The organism is Nosocomiicoccus ampullae, from assembly GCF_001696685.1.
Lineage (GTDB): Bacteria > Bacillota > Bacilli > Staphylococcales > Salinicoccaceae > Nosocomiicoccus > Nosocomiicoccus ampullae_A.
Genome location: NZ_MBFG01000001.1, coordinates 172259 through 195632, shown reverse-complemented (window position 1 = coordinate 195632; position 23374 = coordinate 172259). Strand labels below are relative to the sequence as shown.

19 protein-coding genes and 1 other RNA gene are annotated in these 23374 nt (G+C 36.0%); 6 read left to right on the top strand and 14 right to left on the bottom strand.

Annotated elements, in window-relative coordinates:
• Positions 1 to 14 precede the first annotated feature (14 nt).
• Positions 15 to 1127, bottom strand: a complete 1113-nt coding sequence (locus BBS29_RS00940; protein ID WP_068128202.1) for a cysteine desulfurase family protein — start codon at positions 1125 to 1127, stop codon at positions 15 to 17.
• Positions 1128 to 1269: 142 nt separating this feature from the next.
• Between BBS29_RS00940 and BBS29_RS00935 the strand changes: the two genes are divergently transcribed.
• Both BBS29_RS00935 and BBS29_RS00930 read left to right on the top strand, forming a co-directional pair.
• Entirely contained in the window at positions 1270 to 2274 is a 1005-nt protein-coding gene (locus tag BBS29_RS00935) for an LLM class flavin-dependent oxidoreductase (protein WP_068128200.1), read from the top strand.
• Between the two features lie 199 nt (positions 2275 to 2473).
• Entirely contained in the window at positions 2474 to 4153 is a 1680-nt protein-coding gene (locus tag BBS29_RS00930) for an ABC1 kinase family protein (RefSeq protein WP_068128198.1), read from the top strand.
• Positions 4154 to 4178: 25 nt separating this feature from the next.
• Here BBS29_RS00930 and BBS29_RS00925 read toward each other — a convergent pair whose 3' ends face one another.
• On the bottom strand, positions 4179 to 4592 hold the full coding sequence (locus tag BBS29_RS00925) for an RrF2 family transcriptional regulator (RefSeq protein WP_068128195.1): 414 nt from the start codon (positions 4590 to 4592) through the stop codon (positions 4179 to 4181).
• A 70-nt stretch (positions 4593 to 4662) separates the two neighbouring features.
• Here BBS29_RS00925 and BBS29_RS00920 point away from each other — a divergent pair, with 70 nt between their 5' ends.
• Positions 4663 to 5928: a replication-associated recombination protein A gene (locus BBS29_RS00920; RefSeq protein WP_068128193.1), complete on the top strand. Its 1266-nt coding sequence runs from the start codon at positions 4663 to 4665 to the stop codon at positions 5926 to 5928.
• A 507-nt stretch (positions 5929 to 6435) separates the two neighbouring features.
• On the opposite strand, the gene ssrS is transcribed toward BBS29_RS00920, so the two are convergent.
• Positions 6436 to 6624: non-coding RNA, 6S RNA (gene ssrS / locus BBS29_RS00915), on the bottom strand.
• 51 nt (positions 6625 to 6675) lie between these two features.
• Positions 6676 to 7380: a Crp/Fnr family transcriptional regulator gene (locus tag BBS29_RS00910; protein ID WP_084778760.1), complete on the bottom strand. Its 705-nt coding sequence runs from the start codon at positions 7378 to 7380 to the stop codon at positions 6676 to 6678.
• 203 nt (positions 7381 to 7583) lie between these two features.
• Between BBS29_RS00910 and BBS29_RS00905 the strand changes: the two genes are divergently transcribed.
• Genes BBS29_RS00905 through BBS29_RS00895 form a run of 3 tightly spaced genes read left to right on the top strand, consistent with a single transcriptional unit; the run spans position 7584 to position 9952 of the window.
• Entirely contained in the window at positions 7584 to 7763 is a 180-nt protein-coding gene (locus BBS29_RS00905; RefSeq protein WP_068128192.1) for a cytochrome c oxidase subunit 2A, read from the top strand.
• A gap of 18 nt (positions 7764 to 7781) precedes the next feature.
• On the top strand, positions 7782 to 8264 hold the full coding sequence (locus BBS29_RS00900; protein ID WP_068128190.1) for a cytochrome B5: 483 nt from the start codon (positions 7782 to 7784) through the stop codon (positions 8262 to 8264).
• Positions 8264 to 9952 carry a b(o/a)3-type cytochrome-c oxidase subunit 1 gene (locus BBS29_RS00895; RefSeq protein WP_068128187.1) on the top strand — a complete coding sequence of 563 codons (1689 nt, stop codon included), beginning with the start codon at positions 8264 to 8266 and terminating at the stop codon, positions 9950 to 9952. Before BBS29_RS00900 ends, BBS29_RS00895 begins: the two co-directional genes overlap by 1 nt.
• Positions 9953 to 9997: 45 nt before the next feature.
• On the opposite strand, the gene aspS is transcribed toward BBS29_RS00895, so the two are convergent.
• From aspS to tgt, 10 genes are all read right to left on the bottom strand, one after another.
• Positions 9998 to 11755, bottom strand: coding sequence for an aspartate--tRNA ligase (aspS, locus tag BBS29_RS00890; protein WP_068128185.1), 1758 nt, complete (start codon positions 11753 to 11755; stop codon positions 9998 to 10000).
• Entirely contained in the window at positions 11755 to 13011 is a 1257-nt protein-coding gene (hisS, locus tag BBS29_RS00885) for a histidine--tRNA ligase (protein WP_068128181.1), read from the bottom strand. Before hisS ends, aspS begins: the two co-directional genes overlap by 1 nt.
• A 258-nt stretch (positions 13012 to 13269) precedes the next feature.
• Positions 13270 to 13998 carry an N-acetylmuramoyl-L-alanine amidase family protein gene (locus tag BBS29_RS00880; RefSeq protein ID WP_068128179.1) on the bottom strand — a complete coding sequence of 243 codons (729 nt, stop codon included), beginning with the start codon at positions 13996 to 13998 and terminating at the stop codon, positions 13270 to 13272.
• Positions 13998 to 14450, bottom strand: coding sequence for a D-aminoacyl-tRNA deacylase (gene dtd / locus BBS29_RS00875; RefSeq protein ID WP_068128175.1), 453 nt, complete (start codon positions 14448 to 14450; stop codon positions 13998 to 14000). Before dtd ends, BBS29_RS00880 begins: the two co-directional genes overlap by 1 nt.
• A 10-nt stretch (positions 14451 to 14460) precedes the next feature.
• Positions 14461 to 16620, bottom strand: a complete 2160-nt coding sequence (locus BBS29_RS00870; protein ID WP_068128172.1) for a RelA/SpoT family protein — start codon at positions 16618 to 16620, stop codon at positions 14461 to 14463.
• Positions 16621 to 16683: 63 nt separating this feature from the next.
• On the bottom strand, positions 16684 to 17202 hold the full coding sequence (locus BBS29_RS00865) for an adenine phosphoribosyltransferase (protein WP_068128169.1): 519 nt from the start codon (positions 17200 to 17202) through the stop codon (positions 16684 to 16686).
• A gap of 68 nt (positions 17203 to 17270) precedes the next feature.
• Entirely contained in the window at positions 17271 to 19517 is a 2247-nt protein-coding gene (recJ, locus tag BBS29_RS00860; RefSeq protein ID WP_068128166.1) for a single-stranded-DNA-specific exonuclease RecJ, read from the bottom strand.
• Positions 19518 to 19564: 47 nt separating this feature from the next.
• Positions 19565 to 21844, bottom strand: coding sequence for a protein translocase subunit SecDF (gene secDF / locus BBS29_RS00855; protein ID WP_083302103.1), 2280 nt, complete (start codon positions 21842 to 21844; stop codon positions 19565 to 19567).
• 104 nt (positions 21845 to 21948) lie between these two features.
• Positions 21949 to 22206: a preprotein translocase subunit YajC gene (yajC, locus tag BBS29_RS00850; RefSeq protein ID WP_068128162.1), complete on the bottom strand. Its 258-nt coding sequence runs from the start codon at positions 22204 to 22206 to the stop codon at positions 21949 to 21951.
• Between the two features lie 14 nt (positions 22207 to 22220).
• Positions 22221 to 23369, bottom strand: coding sequence for a tRNA guanosine(34) transglycosylase Tgt (gene tgt / locus BBS29_RS00845; protein ID WP_068128160.1), 1149 nt, complete (start codon positions 23367 to 23369; stop codon positions 22221 to 22223).
• Between the last annotated feature and the right edge of the window lie 5 nt (positions 23370 to 23374).

The window sequence follows — 23374 nt, the reverse complement described above, 5'->3', positions numbered from 1 at the left end:
TTCTATTCAATCCTTTATTTTAATCGTTCATATAGTTTCTTTAATGCTTCTATCGTTTTATCAATATCATCTTCAGTCGTTAAATGACTAAAACTAATTCTAAGTGAATGTGCCGCACGGTTTTCATCATACATTTTTGTAATAACGTGTGACGGTGTTACAGTACCAGCGTTACATGCACTACCACCTGATATATAAATGCCCTCTATGTCTAGCGCAGTCAGTAAAAGTTCTGTTTCAGAAAACGGAACGTAAATGTTTAAAATATGAGGTGATTGACTGTTTAAATCACCATTTACTTTAAACTCAACGCCCGCTTCGTTTAAGCCATCTATGAGTATTTCTTTACGAGATAAAATCACGCTGTTTCTTTCATCTTTTAACTGAACCGCTTCTTTTACAGCTTCACTCATCGCGTAACTGTAAAGCAAGTTCTCAGTACCTGCACGGCGTCCCCTTTCTTGTTTACCACCGACTAGTTGTGCGTGTAAGTGCGTGCCGCTTCTTATATATAATACTCCGACACCTTTTGGTGCATATAATTTATGACCACTCATACTCATTAAGTCCACACCTAAATCGTCGACATTCACGTCTACGTGACCGACTGCTTGTGCAGCATCAACATGAAGTAGCACGCCTTCTGGTAGTCTTTCTTTAATCTCTTTTACTGGTTGAATCGCACCTGTTTCGTTGTTGACGTAATGTAATGAAACGAGCGTTGTATTTTCATCGATTTCCTTATTTAATTCGTTTAAATCTATGAGACCATTTTCTTGAATAGGTACATAATTTACATGTGTTTTTAACCCTTTAACCGTTTCTAATATCGACATATGCTCTACTTCTGTCGTAATTACATTAACTTCTCTATTAAAGTGAGAGAGTGTCCCTCGAATGGCTAAGTTGTTAGACTCTGTTGCACCACTCGTAAATATAATCTCCTCAGGTTTTGCACCGATTGCTTCAGCGATTTTTTGTCGATTCTCTTCTAAAAACGCCTTAGCTTCTTTACCGATTCGGTGAATACTTGACGGATTTCCATATATATTAGAATGCTCTAGCATTCCTTTGATGATTTTTTTATCGACTGGTGTTGTTGCAGCATAATCTAAATAAACAGCCATAACACTTCTCCTTTAAAACTTAGTTCAGTAGAGATTTTACCATTTTTAACGTTATAAATATAGTCGACTGCTCTGAGTCGTTTCTTTAGATAAATTACGACAAGTCTTGTAAGTTATAGAGTATATAAAAAGGAGAGATTTAATGAGTAAACAAGTAAATATATCAGTATTAAACTTAGTCTATGTGCGTGAAGGATACGATTCAAAAGACGCATTTATACGTATGCGTCTCTTAGCAGAAGCATTAGATGATTCTAGTTATAAACGTTACTGGATCAGTGAACATCATAATATGAAATCTATCGCATCTAGTGCGACAAGACAACTCATTCAGTACACATTACAACATACTAAAAGAATTCGCGTCGGAAGTGGCGGCGTCATGTTACCAAATCATACACCGTATATTGTCGCTGAAGAATTCGGTACAATGTACGAATTATTTGGAGACCGTTTAGATATTGGTCTCGGCAGAGCACCTGGAACAGATCAAGTAACTCTAAACGCGATTCGTCGTGGTAACCATCAAGGTATCTTTGACTTTGAAGAAGAAATTCGTGAGTTACAATTCTTTTTATCTGATAAAGAGTCGCAAGTCATCGCGAATCCAGGTTTAAACACCAATATCCCGTTATATGTGTTAGGAAGTTCAACTGATTCAGCGTACATCGCTGCACGTTTAGGACTACCATATGCTTTTGCTGCACACTTTGCACCAGCAATGATGGAAGAAGCATTTGAAATATATGAACGCAACTTCACTCCGAGTGAGCAACTAAAAGAACCATATAAAATGGCGTGCTTAAACGTCGTCGTTCAAGACACACAAGAAGAAGCAGAATACGTCGTAACGAGTCATTATCAAAATGTTTATGGAATGATTACACATCACCGTGGTCCGATGAAACAACCTGTCACAAACATGGACAAAATTTGGTCAATGCAGCATAAAGAAATCATACTCAATCAATTCCCAGTTCAAATACTTGGCGATAAAGACCAAGCACTTAAAGACCTAGAAGCATTTCAAAACAAATTCGACGTCGACGAAATCATCGCATCCACTGCGATTTATGATACAGACGCTTTTATAAAGAGTTATCAATTATTTGAAGACGTCGTTATAGAGTATAATAAAAAGCAATAAGACTATCTTATTGCTTTCTTTTTGATAAAATATAGTAAATTAAACCACTAAAAAATATGACTTGAATAATTAATATAGGTGCAATTAAAAATAATAGTTCACGCAAAGTTTTCACCTTTTCTTATAGTAATTATTGATAACTCTTATTTTAGCACTATTATAGCGTTTCATCATCTCGTTTTAGATTGGAAGGATCTTTATGATACGTAATCAATTTAAATATATTAACCGTTTTAGAGAAATTGCCGTCTTATTTTCTAAAAGTGGACTTGGGTTTATTATCGAAGAAAGTGGCTTAGATAAGTTACTCTCTTTACCGAGTCGATTATTTAATAAAAGCCAAAAACAAGAAGAAGATAAAACAATCGCAGAGCGTATTCGATTATTTCTAGAAGAAGCAGGACCTGCATACGTTAAACTCGGCCAAATTGCGAGCACACGTGGTGATATATTACCGGAGGTATTCATTAAAGAATTAGAAAAACTTCAAAGTAATGTACCTCCATTTTCTAGCGAAACTGCAAGAGATTTAATCGAACAAGAATTAGATATTAAAATCGAAGACACATTTTTAATATTTGAAGATGAACCACTCGGTTCAGCGTCGATTGGACAAGTTCACCGCGCAGTGTTAAAAACTGGTGAAGTCGTTGCGATTAAAGTTCAACGACCAAACATTGAAAGAAATATTCGTATCGATTTAGAAATACTTAAAACGATCGCACAAGTTGCTGAAAAGAACTTTAAGTGGGCGAAACAATATCAAGTTACAGATATTGTCGATGAGTTATCTACTGCAATTATTCAAGAAATGGATTATACGTTAGAAGCGAGAAACATTAATCGTATTGAACGTCAGTTTAAAAGTTCAGAGGACGTCAAATTCCCACACGTCTATGAAATGTTATCAAACAAAACGATTTTGACGATGGAATATTTTGAAGGTATTTCAATTCGTAAAGTCGATGAACTTTCGAAAAAAGGCTTTGATCGTTATCAACTCGCAGATACATTTGCGCGAACAATTTTTACACAAATATTTGAACACGGATTTTTCCATGCGGATATTCACCCAGGGAACATCATCGTCTTAAACGATGGTACGCTTGGTTTTATCGACTTTGGTATGGTCGGAAAACTCACAGATAACATCAAGCAAAACTTCGGAAGCCTACTTATTGGTTTAATGCAAAAAAACTCTAAAAAAGTTGTACGTTCAATTATACAAATGGGCGTTGTACCAGATGACGTAAATATAGATGACTTATACGAAGAAGCAGAGCTTATGCAAGATAAGTATTATGATATTCCGCTGAAAGATTTAGAATTTGGAGATGCAGTTAGAGACTTATTTACAATTACAAATAAATACCATATCCATTTACCAAAAGACTTTACATTACTTGCTAAAACGTTAATTACGTTAGAAGGTAACATTGAAATTTTATATAAAGACTACAGCATATTATCTGTCGCTGAACCGTTTGGTAAAAAGTTATTACTTCAAAGATTAAACCCTAAACGCGTTGCGGAAGATAAGTTTGAAGACTGGATTTTGTTAACAGATATCGTTGAAGATTCTGTAACAAACATCCATCAATTTACGAAAGGTTTAAGTACGAGACGATTGCCGATCAGTCTAGAATTTAAGGAAGAAAAAAGTATCGGAAGACATTTAGACCGAACGATTAATAGAATTTCTTTTTCAATCGTCTTAATGTCACTCTCTATATTAATGGCCGGAATCATTGTCGGATCTTCACTACTTGGTCAAGGGTCGATACTCTACAAATTCCCGGTGATAGAACTCGGTACGATACTCGCAATTGCGATGTTCTCTTGGCTAATATTTACGATATTTAAAAGTGGACGAATGTGAAGACACCTCCCAAATTGGGAGGTGTTTAAATATAGAACATATAATCATCAAACTCGTCTGATTGATTCTCAAGATCATGTAACGTCGTATGACGCAGCACGGCGTGTGACGCATCTCGTATTCTTTTCCATAAGAATCTCTCGTTTTTTGTGTCTTTATCGTCTAACTCTATTGCGATTATATTTTCGCCGACAGCTTGGAATACGTCGAGCACTGTAATTTCATCTGGCGGATAATTTAACTCATAACCACCGTACGCTCCGCGCGTACTTTTTACTAAATCTGCTTTTTTTAGACACGCTACGATTTGTTCTAAATATAAGTCGCTTATTCCTCTTTCAGTCGCGACAGATTTCACTGAACGCTTTTTAACTCCATATTCAGATGCGAGGACGTTCATAAAATATAATCCGTAGCGCCCTTTAGTTGATATCTTCACGTCATCACCTCTTAGTCATATCTCTTATGTTATGATTATAATTATAACGAAAAAGTTGGTGAAAAATCTAATGTCAAATGAACCATTAAGTTTTCGCATGCGACCAAAAACGATCGATGAAGTACTTGGCCAAGAACATCTCGTCGGAGAAAAAGGAATTATCAGACGAATGGTAAATGCTAAAAGACTACAATCGATGATTTTTTACGGTCCCCCAGGTATAGGTAAAACGAGTATTGCGAACGCATTAGCTGGCAGTACTAAATATAAATTTAGAACGTTAAACGCGGTGTCTAGCTCTAAAAAGGATATGGAACAAATTGTTTTTGAAGCAGACATGAGTGGTAGCGTAATTTTAATGCTCGATGAGATCCACCGACTCGATAAAGGAAAACAAGACTTTTTACTCCCTCATCTAGAAAGCGGAAAAATCGTTTTAATCGGTGCGACGACGTCAAATCCGTACCACGTCATTAATCCTGCAATTCGCTCTAGAACACAAATTTTTGAACTACATCCATTAACAGATGAGGATGTTAAAACTGGACTCACGCGCGCTTTAAATGATAAGGAGCGTGGCCTTGGTAATTTAAATGTAACCGTAGATGATGATGCTTTAGAGCACTTTATCCATGCAGCAAATGGTGATATTAGAAGTGCATTAAACGGCCTAGAACTTGCAGTATTAAGTGATACAAATAAAGAGATTCACGTTACACTTGAAGACGCGAGAGATACGATGCAACATAGTCAATTCTTGCACGATAAAGACGGCGATCAACACTACGACGTAATGAGTGCTTTTCAAAAATCAATACGCGGTAGTGATGTCGATGCGGCACTTCATTATTTAGGACGATTAATAGAAGCAGGAGACCTCGTTACAATTGCAAGACGATTACTCGTCATTAGTTATGAAGATATCGGGCTAAGTAACCCGCAACTACCAAGCCGCACACTAGACGCGATCATCGCAGCAGAACGACTTGGATTCCCGGAAGCGAGAATACCTCTCGCACAAGCAGTTATAGATTTAGCACTCTCTCCAAAATCAAATACAGCAATCAAAAGTATCGACAGTGCTTTATCAGATATACGAAAAGGACATATCGGCGTCATACCAGACCATTTAAAAGACGGTCATTATAAAGGTGCAAAAGAACTCGGTCGTGCAATCGGATATAAATATCCGCATAACTACGATAACCACGTCGTAAAACAGCAATATTTACCAGATAGTTTAAAATCAAAACAATACTTTAAAGATACGGGATCATCCAAATATGAAAGTTATTTAAATGAAACGTACGAGAAATTAAAACCGTTCGTAAAATAAAAATAAGGCGAGTATCCAATTGATACTCGCCTTTTATATGTACTCGATGTTTTAATTTTACGCAAATCACTTTTGCGTCAACGACTATCTCATTAATTTAACGATTAGGGCAATTGTGTTAACGAAACCGCAACCTCTTTTACATAAATCCGATTTATATCAAAAGATTAAAAATAATTTTACGTAGACGACTTTTACGTTAAATCATCCTCAGTTATTTAAACAAAAAACGAGTACCACCCAGATACTCGCCTTTTAGATTAAGATATTATTGTTAATTTGTTTTTTTAGTTGTTTTCGTTTTTTTAGTAAATCACATGATTTCGATGCGTTTTTAGCATTTAATTTTTGCTTTCTTTTCGTAATTATCTGACTGACAGATACCATCAAATCACGCAACCTTTCACGTTTATTTTTTTACTTTACTATAGTAACATACTTTAAAAATTTTTAAAGAATTTTATCTGATTTTTTTCAAAAAAAGACAGTTACAAAGTAACTGTCTTTAAAACATCCGATAGCGTCGTGTGTTTTTGCCAGATGATTTGGCCTGCTTTGTGCAGGTGGGTGCCCTGCCAAATACTCATGAAGTCCCGTTAAATCCGGGCGTTCCAATTATATTCGGACGCCAAGCTCCCGATTTTATAGGTGTTAGGTCAAAATAAAACCGGCACATCACGAACGCATCAGATGTTTTACTTGTTATTATAATAGCATATACTGTGTATTCATGCAAAGAAATTGCATTTAATGAATCTGACATAAGTTAATATCGCAGTTTTCACAGTTAATAATTTTTCTTAATCGCTTAATATCTTTAATCGTAATAATCTTACGATTTACGTCAATGACACCCTCTTTTGTTAATTCTTTTAAATATCGATTCACGACTTCTCGGGATGTACTAGCGAGCATCGCGAGTTCTTGGTTTGTTAGCTTCGTGTCAATCACAATACCACTCTTCGTCTCTACACCAAACGAGTTAGATAATCGAACAAGGACGCTAGCAAGTGCACCGAGTTTTCCATATGAAAGTAAATCTCTTAGTTTAGAAGAGTGTCTTTGTCTTTCAATTTCAAGCCAACGCATCCATTCTATTGTATATGAATTATCTGAAAGTATTTTTTGTTCAAAAATCGAGCGTTCAATACGATATAGACGTACTTCAGTTTTCGATTTAGCAAACGTAGAATGACGCTTTGGTCCACAAAATAAAGTGAGCGCTCCAAACAAACAATCTTCTTTTAAGTAATGGATTGCATTTTCTGATCCATCATCTTGCATTCTTAAAACAAATACTTCCCCAGTTTCAATTACATATATATGTTCTGTTGGATCTCCAGAGTGATAAATAAATTCGTTTTTCTTTAATTTTAATTCATTACCATTTTGCTTTATGTATTTAAGGATAAGTTCAGGTTTAAATAATTGAGAATTCGAGATAGTAATCACTTCCCTTTAAACAAAATTCTATCATATTTTGTGACTTTTATCACTTTTTACAGCATATATTGTGAACGTTTTCAAGAAAAACATCACAAATATCTATGAAATTGTTACGAAAATAAGTCAAAGTGTGACTTTTATCACTTTTTTAAAAGGGTAAATACACTACAATAAAGGTATAAGAATACGGAATTGGAAGGTGAATTACTATGGCTGATAAAAAAGTCGTACATCAAAATGATGACAAAGATATTGTAAAAAACGAAAATGTCACTGAAGATGTACATAATTTAGATTTACGAGGCACGTTTTTCTTTACGATGGCACTCGGCGCACTAATGTTAGTTTCTTGGCTAGGTGTATTCTGGTTATTTATGGAAAGAATGTAAAAAGGAAAGGTGAAATAAATGCATAAGTACGAAAAGATATGGTTAAGCTTTGGAACTGGTTCATTAATCTTATTCCTTGTTATTTTAGGAATTTCAGCAGTTCACCAAGGTCACTCACCTGCAGCATCAGGTATTGAAACAATTAACCCTGATCACGTGAGAGACGACGCAAGATTTAAAGAACCTGGTTTATATGAGTCACAAGAAGAAGGATTCGATTATGACTTATACATGGTCGCAAGCATGTTTAGATATGAACCTGCTGAAGTCGAAATCCCGAAAGGTTCTAGAGTTCGTGTAATGGTAACAACTCCAGATGTGATTCACGGTTTAGAAGTAGCAAAGACAAATATTAACATGATGGTAGAGCCGGGGTTAATCTCTAAATATCATGCAACTTTCAATAAAGAAGGCGAATTTTTAGTTGTATGTAACGAATATTGTGGGACTGGCCATACGGACATGACATCAATCATTAAAGTTGTCGGGAGTGAAGAATAATGGCGAAGTCTTATAAAAACACAACTAAAAATGAATTATACAAAGCAGACACAGTCATTAATAGAAAAGACGCAAAATTAGTTCTTGCGAACTTCTTATGGGTAATTTTTGCACTCGTAGTTGGTGGATTCGCAGGAGCATTACAAACATTTGTCCGTTCAGGATATTTTGAATTACCGTTTAATATTGGATACTATCAAATCTTAACGTTACACGGTGTTATTCTTGCATTAGTTCTTACATTCTTCTTTATTGTAGGATTCCAAACTGCTGTTGTTTCAAGAGCAATGGGTAGTTTAACTGACGGAGAAAGAAAGTCAGGTTGGATCGGATTTTGGTTAATGTCGATTGGTACGTTAATGGCAGCAGCAATGATCGCGACTAACCAAGCATCAGTTCTATATACATTTTATGCACCACTTCAAGCACATGGTATCTTCTATGTTGGTTTAACACTCGTTATCGTAGGTACATGGTTTGCAACAGGTGCTCAAACAAAACGTTACTTTAGATGGAAAAAAGAAAACCCAGGTCAAAAAACACCTACGATTGCATATTTTGTTGCTATTAACAACGTCATGTGGTACGTATGTACCATCGGTGTCGCAACATCTGCGTTAACTCAACTTATCCCTTGGTCATTCGGATTAATCGATACAGTTAACGTTAAACTTACACGTACGTTATTCTGGTACTTCGGACACGCACTCGTATACTTCTGGTTATTACCAGCATATATGGTTTGGTACTCAGTATTACCTAAAATTATCGGAGTTAAAGGATTCTCAGATAAACTTGCACGTTTAAGTTTCGTATTATTCCTATTCTTCTCAATTCCGGTTGGTATTCACCACCAATTAGTTGAACCAGGAATCGATGCATTCTGGAAAGGACTTCAAGTTGTATTAACGTTCATGGTTATCGTACCATCACTTATTACAGCATTTAGTTTATTTGCATCATTTGAAACTTATGGACGTAAACAAGGTGCAACAGGTTTATTCGATTGGTTTAAGAAATTACCTTGGAACGACTCAAGATTCGTATTACAGTTTGTCGGTATGTTATTCTTCGTACCTGGTGGTATCGGTGGTATCATCAACGCATCTGGTCAAATGAACCAGGTCGTTCACAACACGATGTGGGTCGTTGGACACTTCCACATTACAGTTGGTACACCAGTTGTATTAACTTACTTTGCAGCAATGATGTTCTTACTTCCGCACTTAGTCGGTGGTAGAATGACTAAACTTACAAACTCACTTGGTTTATGGTTAGCATACACTTGGGCATTAGGTATGGGTATTATGTCATTTGCAATGCACATGGCAGGTATCAAAGGTGCCCCTCGTCGTTCAACATTCTCTGAATACGGTGGGCATGAAGTAGCTCAAGAGTGGATCAGTTATCAGTTACTACAAGCAATTGGTGGTTCATTCTTACTAATCGCTATCATCATCGCATTCTTCGCATTCTTCTTATCACTTAGAACACCGAAGACAGATGTTGTCGAAGAATTCCCTATCGCTCGATTTATGGACGATGGAGATGCACCACTTAAATGGGTTGAAAACTGGAGATTATTAATCATCATTACGATTTTCTTAGTCGTAATTGCATACACAGTTCCAATCTCACAAATCTTTACAGAAAACATTCCAGGATCACCAGGATTTAAAGCTTGGTAATCAAATACAAAAATAAGCTTAGCAAATTGCTAAGCTTATTTTTTATTACTTACCTTCTTGTTTAATTTGAAGATGTAATTCGTTTAATTGTCTGTTTGAAACAAACGATGGTGAATCCATCATTAAGTCTTGTGCACTACTTGTTTTAGGGAATGCAATAACGTCACGGATATTATCTGTTTTTGTTAGTAACATAACAAGACGATCTAATCCGTATGCTAAACCACCATGTGGTGGTGCTCCATATTTAAATGCTTCGATTAAGAAACCAAACTGATCGTGCATTTCTTTTTCAGAGAAACCAAGTGCTTTGAACATTTTCTCTTGAAGTTCAGGATCAGAAATACGTATTGACCCTCCACCGAGTTCATAACCGTTTAATACGATGTCATAAGCATTTGCTTTTACTTTTTCTGGTGTTGTTTCTAGTAGCTCGATATCTTCTTCTTTTGGTGACGTAAACGGATGGTGTGCTGCAACAAAGCGTTCTTCCTCTTCATCGTATTCAAATAATGGCCAATCTGTAATCCATACGAAGTTGTATTTATCTTCGTCGATTAACTCTAACTCTTTACCGAGTTTATTTCTTAAGTTACCTAGACTTGCATTTACAACAGATGCTTTATCTGCTCCGAAAAATATGAGGTCATTGTTTTCAACGTTTAATAGTTCTTTTAATTCTGCTTGTTTTTCATCGTCAAAGAATTTAGCGATTGGACCTGAGAATGCTTCGTCGTTATATTTTAACCAAGCAAGTCCTTTAGCCCCGTATAATTTTACATACTCTTCAAGAGCCTCAATATCTTTTCTAGAGTATTTGTCTGCATTGTTTTTAACGACGATTGCTTTAACGATTCCACCGTTTTCAACTGTAGATTTAAACACTTTAAAGTCGACGTTTTTACTAAATTCGCTAAGTTCTACGAGTTCCATATCAAAACGTGTATCCGGCTTATCTACACCATAACGTAACATCGCATCATCATATGTCATGCGTGCAAATGGTGTTTCAATGTCTAAACCTTTGACTGTCTTAAATACGTGTTTTAATAAACGTTCGTTTAGGTCGACCATATCTTCGACGTCAGTGAATGATTTTTCGATATCCACTTGAGTAAACTCTGGTTGACGATCACGACGTAAGTCCTCATCACGGAAACATTTTACGATTTGATAATATCTTTCAAAACCACTTAACATAAGTAGTTGCTTATAAATTTGTGGTGACTGTGGTAATGCATAAAATTCACCGTGGTGAATACGTGACGGTACTAAATAGTCACGTGCACCTTCTGGTGTTGATTTAGATAAAAACGGTGTTTCAACATCTACGAAAAATTCGTCATTTAAAAATTCACGAATTGCTGCAGTAGTTTTATGGCGTGTTCTTAATGTTTCTTGTAAACGTTGACGTTTTAAATCGACGTAACGATATTTTAATCTGACGTCTTCACTTACGTCTTCATCTTCAATTTGAAATGGTGGAGTTTGCGCTTTAGATAACACTTTAAGTGTATTTGCAACGACTTCTAACTCACCTGTTTTAATGTTTTCGTTCACTGTCGACGGGTCACGTTTAACGACTTCACCAGTTACTTCGATGACGTACTCTGAGCGTAGTGTGTCTGCAATTTCTGTTGCTTCTTGATTGTCTTGATTAAAAACAACTTGTACGACGCCTGAAGCATCTCTTAAGTCGATAAAGATTAACCCACCTAAGTCACGACGGCGTTGTACCCAGCCTTTTAATGTTACAGTTTCGTTTAATTGTTCTAACGTTTCTAATACGAGTGTTCTACTCATTATTTAATAGCCTCCCCTAAGTTTTCAATTGAAGTTTCGACTTCTTCTCCTGTTGCCATATGTTTTAATTTGACTTGACCAGTTTCAAGTTCATTTTCACCTAATACAATTGTATAAGTCGCACCTTTACGGTCTGCATCTCTAAACTGAGCTCCGACACCACGAGCTTTATAATCCATATCGACAGTCAATTTATTTTTTCTTAACCGTGATAATAACACGCTCGCATAGTCTCTTGCTTCTTCCCCTATCGTCACAACATATAAATCTAGCGTGTGAGGGTTTTTAATCTCTATACCTTCTGCTTCAAGTGCAAGTAGTAATCGTTCAATAGATAAAGCAAATCCGATACCTGTTTCTTTCGGACCGTCTAACATTTCTACTAAACCGTTATATCGACCACCACCTGCGAGCGTAGTAATCGAACCAAAACCATCTGAAGTACTCATTAATTCAAATGCAGTATGTGTGTAATAGTCGAGTCCACGAACTAAATTCGGATCTTCGACGTATTTAATACCGATTTTGTCGAGTTGAGATTTTACTTTTTCGTAATACGACAGTGATTCTTCATTTAAGTAATCAGTGATTTTTGGTGCTGTCGCCATTAACGGGTGATTTTTATCTTTTTTACAGTCTAATATTCTCATTGGATTTGAATCGATTCGTGACTGACAGTCAGAACAAAACTCATCAATACTCGGTCTAAAATGTTCTTGAAGTGCTTTTTGATACTCTTTACGACTATCAAAGTCACCAATTGAGTTAATGTGTAGCTCTAAATCTTTTAAACCAAATGACTCGTAAAACGCCATGAGCATGCTTAAAATTTCAACATCGATTAACGGATCTTCAACGCCGATTGCTTCTACACCGAACTGAACGAACTGTCTGTAACGCCCTTTTTGTTGACGTTCGTATCTGAACATCGGCTGATTGTAGAAGACTTTAATCGGTTGATTGGGGTCGCCGTACATTTTGTTTTCAATATAACTACGTACGACCGGTGCTGTACCTTCAGGACGAAGTGTCATACTTCTATCGCCTTTATCTTTAAACGTATACATTTCTTTATTGACGATATCTGTCGTATCCCCAACAGCTCTTACGAATAAATCCGTACTTTCAAAAATTGGCGTTCTAATTTCTTGATAATTGTACTTTTCACAAACGTCTTTAAGTGTGTCTTCAATAAACTGCCACTTATAAGAATCTTTCGGTAAAATATCTTGCGTACCGCGTGGTATTTGTATCATAGATTTCCCTCCATAAAAATATCCCTTATACCTTAAAGGTATAAGGGACGAATATATCGTGGTGCCACCCTAATTTAGTAATGGTTTACTCTTCTTTAAAAATTATTTTATTAGTACATAGAAGTGTCAGTATCATTTTAAAAATGCGTCACTTTCACCAAACATGACGTCTCTGCTCGCTCATTTTTAAACGTACTTCTTCTATAGTTAGATTAAATAAATTATAAATTAATATCGTACTTATAGTCAAATGTTTATCTACTCTTCAAGATATATTTCTAAGCCATCTAATAGTCCTTTAACTAAACGATTTTGATAATCGTCAGTATTAAGTAAATAATCATCAACGTCGTTACTTAAAAATCCGAGTTCGACTAACGTCGCAGGATAATCGAGTTGTTCTGTTACTTGATATCCCATAACTTCAACGCCATTATTCGGTAACAGTGCGTAACGGTCTAAACCTTCATTCATAGCAGTTGCTAAGTCTTTTTGGTTATCATGAGTATAGAATGTTTTAAAGCCAGTAGGTTCTGGAGATTCAAACGCATCACTATGAAGTGAGATAAAAATATCTCCTTCGACTTCACGATCATCGAGTTCTACTGTTTTATTCGAGTTACGAATCATCACGACTTTTGCATTCGATTGTTTTAACACTTTTTCTAACTTTAGCGCAACGGATAACACAATCGTTGCCTCGTTTTCACCATAATATGACGGTGCCCCTGGATCTGTACCACCGTGTCCAGGGTCAATGACGATTGTTTTTCCTTTAAAGTCATATTTCTTTTCTGTAAAATCAATTGTTATATTTTGATAATTATTTTTTGGTTCATATGATTTTACGATGTAAATAAATGAAAAAATAAATAATAAAGACGTTACAAATATAAATAACGGTTTTACATATACATGCTTTTTTGTTTTAAGAAACCAAATTAAAAATTGGCCGACCTTTTTTAAGAATGCCTTTAGTCCATTCATTAAATAATCTTACCTTCTTTGGATTCATATATGATTGTAATCGGTCCACTATTTATTAAACGAACATCCATATGCTCACCGAAAAATCCAGTTTTAACGAGCACTCCTTCTTCTCTTAGTTGCTCATTAAAGTATTCATATAGCTCGTTTGCATGCTCTTTACTCGCAGCACCGACAAACGATGGACGGTTTCCTTTTCTGACATCTGCATATAACGTAAACTGAGAAATACTTAAAATCTCTCCTCCGACATCTTTGATCGACAAGTTAATTTTTCCGTCGTTATCTTCAAACACTCTTGCCTTTACAATCTTTTCAGCAAGTTTTTTTGCATCTTCTTTCGTAGATGTCTCACTCACACCGACGAGTAACATATATCCCGTTTGGATTTCATTATATAACTCGTTTGTAATGACTGAAGCATGACTTACTTTTTGTAATACGACTTTCACTTATAACACCTCATTTAAACACACGCTCAACACTATAAATATCTTTTAAATTTTTAATTTTATCGACGATACGATGTAAATCTGGTTTAGATTGAACCATGATCGAAATATTCACTTTCGCATGGTTACTCGCATTCGTTTGGCCACTCACTTGAGTAATCGGAACTTTCTCACTTGACACGAGGTTTAATATTTCATTGACTAAACCATTACGATCGAATCCGTGGATTTCTAAATTCACTTTATAACGTGCTTTGTCTTCGATACTTCCGACCCATGAAACGTCGATTAAACGTTCTGTTTCATTTTGAATGTTCGCACAACTTTTGACGTGAACTTTTACACCGTGACCTTTTGTTATATAACCGACGATGTCATCTCCTGGAACCGGGTTACAACATTTTGCAAGGCTCACGAGCATACCGTCTAATCCTTCAACAATTACACCAGACTCTGAAGTCGTTTGTTTAAAGTCTTTTTTACGTTCCACTTCAAGAACAGGTGACGTATCTTTTTGTTTTAAATGACTCGTCAAACGGTTCGCGATTTGCTGTGGTGTCACACCACCATATCCAACCATTGCATATAGATCATCGATTTGATTTAAATTATATCGCTCTAACACTTGAGCGACTGTTTTTTCAGTTAACGCTTCTTCTAGTTTAAAACCGTTTAACTTAATTTCTTCTTCAACTTGTAGGCGACCTTTTTCAACGTTTTGTTCACGGTCTTGCTTTTTAAAGAACGCTCGTATTTTATTTTTAGAGCTCGATGACTTTACGAGATTTAACCAGTCTAAACTTGGTCCGTATGACTGTTTGCTCGTACGAATTTCGACGATATCACCAGTATTTAACGTAAAATCAATCGGTACAATTTTACCGTTTACTTTTGCTCCGACCATCTGATTTCCGACTTCTGAGTGTACAGAATACGCAAAATCAATCGGCACTGCACCTTGTGGTAACTCGACGACGTCACCATTTGGTGTAAATACATAGATCTTATCAGATAACATATCGCTCTTTAATGCATCCATAAATTCTTCAGCATCTGTATAAGACGATTCATTATCGACAATCTCTTTTACCCAGCTATTCGTCGGTGCACTTAACTTTTGACCTTCTTTATATGCCCAGTGTGCAGCGACCCCGTGCTCTGCGATTTCGTGCATTTCAAACGTTCGAATTTGTATTTCAAGCGGATCCCCGTTTGGGCCTACAACTGTCGTGTGTAGTGACTGGTACATATTTTGTTTCGGCATTGCGATATAGTCTTTAAAACGACCAGGTACCGGTTTCCAAATCGTATGGATAATACCTAGTACTGCATAACAGTCTCTAATATCATCGACGAGTACGCGTACAGCGAGTAAATCAAAAATTTGGTCAAATTGTTTATGTTGGTCTTCCATTTTACGGTAAATACTATAAATATGTTTTGCGCGACCAGATAAACTATGTTTGATATGTGATTTTGATAATTCACTTTCGATTTGTTCAATCGCTTTGTTAATGATAACTTCACGTTCGCTACGTTTCTTTTTCATATAACTAACGATTCTAAAATATGCACTTGGATCGATATAGCGTAATGAGATATCTTCTAATTCCCATTTAATACTCGAGATACCGAGTCGGTTCGCAATCGGTGCGTAAATTTCAAGCGTTTCTTTAGAAATTCGAATTTGCTTTTCCTCAGGCATCGCTTTTAACGTACGCATATTGTGCAGTCTATCTGCGAGCTTTACTAAAATTACTCGAACATCTTTTGCGATCGCAACGAACAATTTTCTATGGTTTTCTGCTTGTTGCTCTTCTAGTGAACGGTACTTTACTTTTTCTAACTTCGTTACACCGTCAACAATTACCGCAACTTCTTCATTGAACATATTTACTAAATCTTCATGAGTATACGGCGTATCTTCTACAACGTCGTGTAAAAATCCTGCGACAATCGTCGCTACATCGAGCTTTAACTCTGCTAAAATTCCTGCAACTTGGACTGGATGTAAAATATACGGCAATCCATTTTTTCTAAATTGACCATCATGAGCTTTTTCAGCAAGATCATAAGCATCTTTAACCATATTTAACTCATCATCATTCATATATGCACTACATAAATTAAATACATCTTCAGCAATATATGGGTATTCTTTATCACTCATGATCTCACTTCCTTTAAAAGTCTTGTTATGTAAAAGTGCCTGATTGCTCAGGCACTATAATTATTATTCATTATATTCTAATAATGAGATAATTTCATAGTCTTTAATTTTATCTCGACCATTTAAATAGTTTAACTCGATTAAAAACGCGAGTCCGACTACGATACCACCGAGCTCTTCAACAAGATGAATCGCTGCTTCAATCGTTCCACCAGTAGCAAGTAAATCGTCTGTAATTAACACACGTTGACCTTTTTTAATTGCATCTTTATGAATTTCAAGTGTGTTTGTACCGTATTCTAAATCATACTCATAAGAGATCGTTTCTCTCGGTAGCTTATTTGGTTTACGCACTGGCGCAAAGCCAATACCTAACTTATAAGCAACTGGACATCCGATAATAAATCCTCGTGCTTCCGGTCCAACGATAATATCGACGTCTTTATCTTCAGCGAATTTAGCAATTTGATCTACCGCGTAGCCAAATGCTTCACCGTTATCCATAATAGTCGTAATATCTTTAAACTGTACGCCAGGTTTTGGCCAGTTTTCTACTTCAGAAACATACTGTCGTAAATTCATTTAATAATCTCGCACCTTTACATTTAATACTATTATTTTAACATAATTCATACGTATACACATCGTTTTTATTCGTTTATTAGCGTTTCAATATATGTTTTTAACTCTGGTCTCGAGGACATTTTTAAAATCGTCTCCGCATTTAACTTTTCACTAAGTTGTTTAAAATATTTCGATTCGATGACGACGAGATCAGACGTTAAATCCTCATTGTAAAAAATGACGCCTTCATTTAATTTAACACGATTTAAATCATCTAAAACATTTAATACTTTGACGAGCATATCCATAGTAATATTATGTTTTTTTGCAAATTGTGGTGCATATTTTTTTAAGTCAATCGCACCATTTTCAGCATTAATAATCGTTTCATACACATGTTCAATCGTTTGAACTTTAGGAATCCCACTAAAGAATAAATTATCTTTATCATCAAAAATAGCGACGAGTTTTGAAGTTTTTAATTGCTTCACTGATGCTTCAAAATTTTGTATAGAAATTGGCAAATCTCTAAAAATCACTTGGTCAACGTTATAAATAATCGTCTCACCGTAATGGAAATAGTTATCACCGAGCTTTTCTTTATCTTCAGCGATAAAGAAAATATCACTCTTTTTATTAATACGTTTAAAGTTTTGATTGTTTTTTGAACGCATATCAAATAGCTGCATATCTTTAATTTCAGCGTCATTTAATACGAGTTGAACTTTTTCTACACCGTTAAACTCGTTGATACCGAGCGTTCCAATCATGTAAATTTTCTCGCCTTGAGATGTCTCGTTGTATAATTCCCCGTAGTTAAATCCGATGACTTCAAAACTATAATCGTAAAGCGTCATTTTTAAATGCTTGTTATCAACTCCGAGCTGGCGAATCGAATCAATTCGTGCGCCACTTATCATGACTGTTGGTGCTAAAAATCCATGTCCAAACGGTCGCAATGCATTTAATGCCTTAATATCATCTGTCGTAACGTTCTTGTTCGTTAGCTTTAAATCAACATCTCTAGTCGGTTTTGATGAAGATCCTTTGTCGTTCATGTACGCTGTTAATTCATCTTTAAAATCGTCCATGGATTCTATTGGTACTTTAATACCAAACGCTTGATTATGTCCGTGTGCAACATGAGACACTTTTAAATGTGATAATTCTTGAAGTAGTTCTATCGTATTAATTGAACGCGCACTTCCAGTGTATACATCTTCATCTTTTGTCAGTAAAATTGCCGGTACACCGTATGCTTCAACTATTTTAGAAGCAACGATTCCTAACACACCAGGATGCCATAAATCACCGTAAATGACGTGAATGTTATCGTCAGCATTTAAAAACTCTACCGCTTCAGCGTACGTATCCTCAACCATTTGCTTTCTAGTATCATTTAACATCTCTATTTCTGTAGCTATCATTTCCGCTTCACTATAACTTTCTGAAAGTAAGAGAGATACTGATATACTCGCTTCGTCTATACGACCCGTTGCATTTAAACGCGGTGCAATCGTAAAACCGACCGTCTCTTCGGTAATTTCACCTGAAGATTTCGCGGCATTCAACAGTGCTTTTACACCAATATTCGTATGACTGTTTAAATAATCTAACCCATGAATGACAAAATATCGATTCTCATCAAACATCGGCACCATATCTGCAATCGTTCCGATCGCAACAAGGCCAATAAATTCATCTTCAACGTATCCTAGCGCTTCAATCACTTTATAAGTAATACCGACCCCGGCTAAGTTGTTACATGGATAATTTCCATTTGGATGATTCGGGTGAATGATAACTGCATTTGGCATTTCCTCACTAAATTCATGGTGATCGATGACGATGACGTCTATATCATTCTCTCTTAGTAATTCAATTTCTTTAATATGTGTGACCCCATTATCAACTGTAATTACTAAGTCAAAATTCCCGATGACTTCTTCTTGTAGTAAATCGTAATTTAAACCATAACCGTGATCGACACGATTTGGGATAAAGAAATACACGTTTATATTTCGTTTTTTTAACGCTTTATAAAGAATCGTCGTACTCGTAATTCCATCCGCATCATAGTCCCCGTATATTAAAATTCGACTTTGATTGTTAACATGCTCCTGGATTAACTCTGTCGCTTTGTCGATATCATATATGAGTGACGGTGAATGTGTTTCTGGTTCTAATATTTTCTTTAAATCATCTTCAGATGTGAACCCACGATTTTCTAAAATATGTTGACTGAGTTCACTTAATTTATATCGTTCGATAAGTTCGTCTGTAATAGACGATTCATTTTCATTTAAAATCCAATGATATGTTGACTCGTACATATAATCATCCTTTAAAAAACGTCTAGGCGATTTGCCTAGACGTTATTTTATACTAATACTTTATCATCATTACTACGTTTTTCTTCGTATACAACTAGTTTACCACCATTTTTACGAAGTTGTCTCTTTTTAAGAACACCCCATAATTGAATTGCGATAAATAGAGATGAGTATACACCACTAATTAAACCAACGAGTAACGCAACTGAGAACGTAAAGATCGATTCGCTTCCCATAAATACGAGGAAAACAACGACGATGATTACAGTAATTACTGTGTTTAATGAACGTGTCATCGTTTGTCTTAATGACGTATTGATGAGGCGATTAATATCGTCTTCACTATGATATACTTTCATCTTTTTATTGTTTTCACGAATACGGTCTAACGTAACAATCGTATCGTTAATTGAGTAACCGACGATTGTTAGTACTGCGGCAATAAATGTAATATCGACTTCTAATCTAAAGAAACTGAATACCGCAATCATTACAAATACGTCATGCAGTAACGCAAGAACAGCCGGTAATCCCATACGCCATTCAAAACGAATCGTTACGTATATAATAATCGCAACTGACGCTATAAGTAATGCTTTAATTGCGTTTTTAACGAGCTCTTGTCCAACGACTGGACTCACTGTACTCGTCATCGGAGTTTCGCCGTACTTCTCTTCAAAGAATGATTGTAACTCTGCAATTTGGTTTTTATCTAAATCTTTTGAGTAGCGCGCAACAACTGTCTTATCCCCTGACTTCGTTAAACTTTCTGGCTCTAGTCCAAGTTCAACTAAATCATCTCTTACAGACTGTTCTGTCGTATTAGACTCAGCGACAATATCTGCACGTGTACCACTCGTAAAGTCGATTCCGAGGTTCAGTCTATATATTGATAAAATAGCGATTCCTGCTACGATAATGAGACCACTTAATAGGAAGAATTTCTTCGCATGTTCTGCAAATTTTAGTCCATCCCAAACAGTCGTTAGTTCTTGAACATTTACCCCTTCACGAATGTTATGGATATGCTTTTTCTTTAAACCGAATAACTGCGGTTTGTTGTCCATCCAGCCAGATGAAACGAGTAAACGCATCAGTACGCGAGTTAAGAATACTGCTGTAACGAAACTCATTAAAATAGATAGTAAGAGCATCGTCGCGAATCCTTTAACGCTAGACGTACCGAATATGAATAAAATAATCGCAGCGATTAACGTCGTTAAGTTCGCGTCAATAATTGTCCATAATGACTGATTCGCACCTTTTTTATACGATTCTTTAATACTTCGTCCGATTCGTATTTCTTCTTTTATACGTTCATATAAAATAATATTTGCGTCAACGGCCATACCGACCCCTAATATTAACGCTGCAATACCAGGGAGTGTTAACACACCGCTAATTAAGTTAAACATTACGAGCGTTAAGTAAATGTACACGACGAGTGTAACTGACGCAATGAGTCCTGGTACTCTATAGAAAATAAGCATATAAATGAGTACGATTGCGACACCAATTAAACCTGCTGTTACAGTTTTATCGAGCGCCTCTTCACCAAACTGTGCGCCGACACTTGTCGAATAAATTTCAGTTAACTTAACAGGTAACGCACCAGAGTTTAGTAATGCTGCAATGTTTTGAGCACGTTGTAACCCTTCTTTATCACCAAACCCTCCAGAAATCATTACTTCTGTTGAGTTAATTGGTTTATCCACTGAAGCTGCTGAAATATATTTAGAATCTTCTTTTTTGGCTTCTTCAACGAAAGAGTCGACGCCTTCTTCAAAGTCCATCCAAATAACTAAAAGATTTGCTCCTTTCTGTTTTTCAGAAATTTCTTTTGTTATTTCATGGAACTTACTTGCATCTTTTAATTTTAAAGATACGATCGGTTGGTTTAAATCGTCATACCCTTGACTCGCCCCACCTTGTACTAAATCTTTACCGGATAGTAAAACATTATCTTCAACGTCACGAATTGTAAGTTCTGCTTGCGTTGAAAGTAACTCACGTGCTTCTTGTTGGTTTTCAACTCCGGCAAGTTGTACTCGGATACGATTTCCTTCTTCTATTTGAATGTTCGGTTCAGATACACCGAGTACGTTTACACGTGAATCTAGTGTTGAAGCTGTCGCTTCGACATCTTTTTGTTCAATCGTATCGTCTTTTTCTAGTGGCTCAACTTGGTAAAGTACCTCAAATCCACCTTGAAGGTCTAAACCTAAGTTAACGTCTTTAACTATGTCTTTATAAGTAAGCCCAATCGCTGTACCTAAAAGTACGACGATGAGTAACATACTTATAATTCTACTTGGTTTCTTTTTCACAGTGTCACCCTTTTTATGTTATGTAAATTAATATATACATTATAACGATAATTTGGTTAAAACTAAATATAAATTAAAAAAAGCCGACATTTGTCGACTTTCAATTACTTAGTTACTTGGTGTAACGCACGGCGTTCAAATTTTAAAGTTGTGCCTTCATCGACTTTTAAATACATGTAGTTCGCATCGAAAGATTCAACGACACCTGTAAGGCCACCGATTGTTACAACTTCATCACCTTTTTGTAAACCTGCTTGCATTTCATTAATTTGTTTTTGACGCTTTTGTGCTGGACGAATCATTAAAAAATACATCACAGCAAAAATTGCGATAAATGGTAGTAAAGTTACTAGTAAATCCACGTGATTCCCTCCTCTTAAAAGTTTTTAGCATTTTCTTTATTAAGTCCGTATGTTTCAAAGAAATATTCTTTAAAATCTAAAAGACTGTCATTTAATATTGCTTGACGAACGTCACTCATCAAGTTTAACAGAAAATGTAAGTTATGATAAGTCGTAAGTCTAGCACCGAACATTTCATTTGCTTTAAATAAGTGCCTGATATAAGCACGCGTATAATTACGGCACGTATAACAATCACAATTTGGATCGAGCGGACTAAAATCACGGCTATATTTTTGATTTTTAACGACGAGACGTCCTTGACTCGTCATCGTCGTACCATTTCGTGCGATTCGTGTCGGTAATACACAGTCAAACATATCGATACCACGAATGACTCCTTCAAATAACGCATCTGGTGAACCAACACCCATTAAATATCTCGGCTTATCAAACGGTAATAACGGGACCGTTTCTTCTAACATTTCATACATTAATGGTTTTGGTTCTCCGACAGATAATCCGCCGATAGAATATCCAGGAAAATCTAACGACGTAATTTCTCTCGCACTTTGCTTTCTTAAATCGCTATATTCTCCACCTTGAACGATTCCAAATAACGCTTGTTTTTTATCGTTTCCAGATTTCACATGGTAATTTAACCCACGCTCTGCCCATCGTGTCGTACGTTCTAACGAATCTTTAACGTATTCACGAGTTGCTGGAATTGGTGCACATTCATCAAATGACATAATAATATCTGCACCTAAATCGTGCTGAATATCCATTGCCTTTTCAGGCGTTAAAAATAACTTTGAACCGTCTAAATGACTTCTAAAGTGTACGCCTTCTTCTTCGATTGTACGAATGTTCGATAAACTAAATACTTGGAATCCACCAGAGTCTGTTAAAATCGGTTTTTGCCAGTTCATAAAATTATGAAGCCCACCCGCTTCTCGTACGAGATCACTGCCTGGTCTTAACCATAAGTGATATGTATTTGATAAAATAATCTGACTACCCATTTCTAATAATTCTTCTGGTGACATCCCTTTTACTGTTGCGAGTGTCCCGACAGGCATAAATATTGGTGTTTCAATAATGCCGTGTGGCGTATGTAAACGCCCAGCACGTGCACCAGACTGTTTACACGTATGAACGTGTTCATATCGTATTGCCATAATTTCAC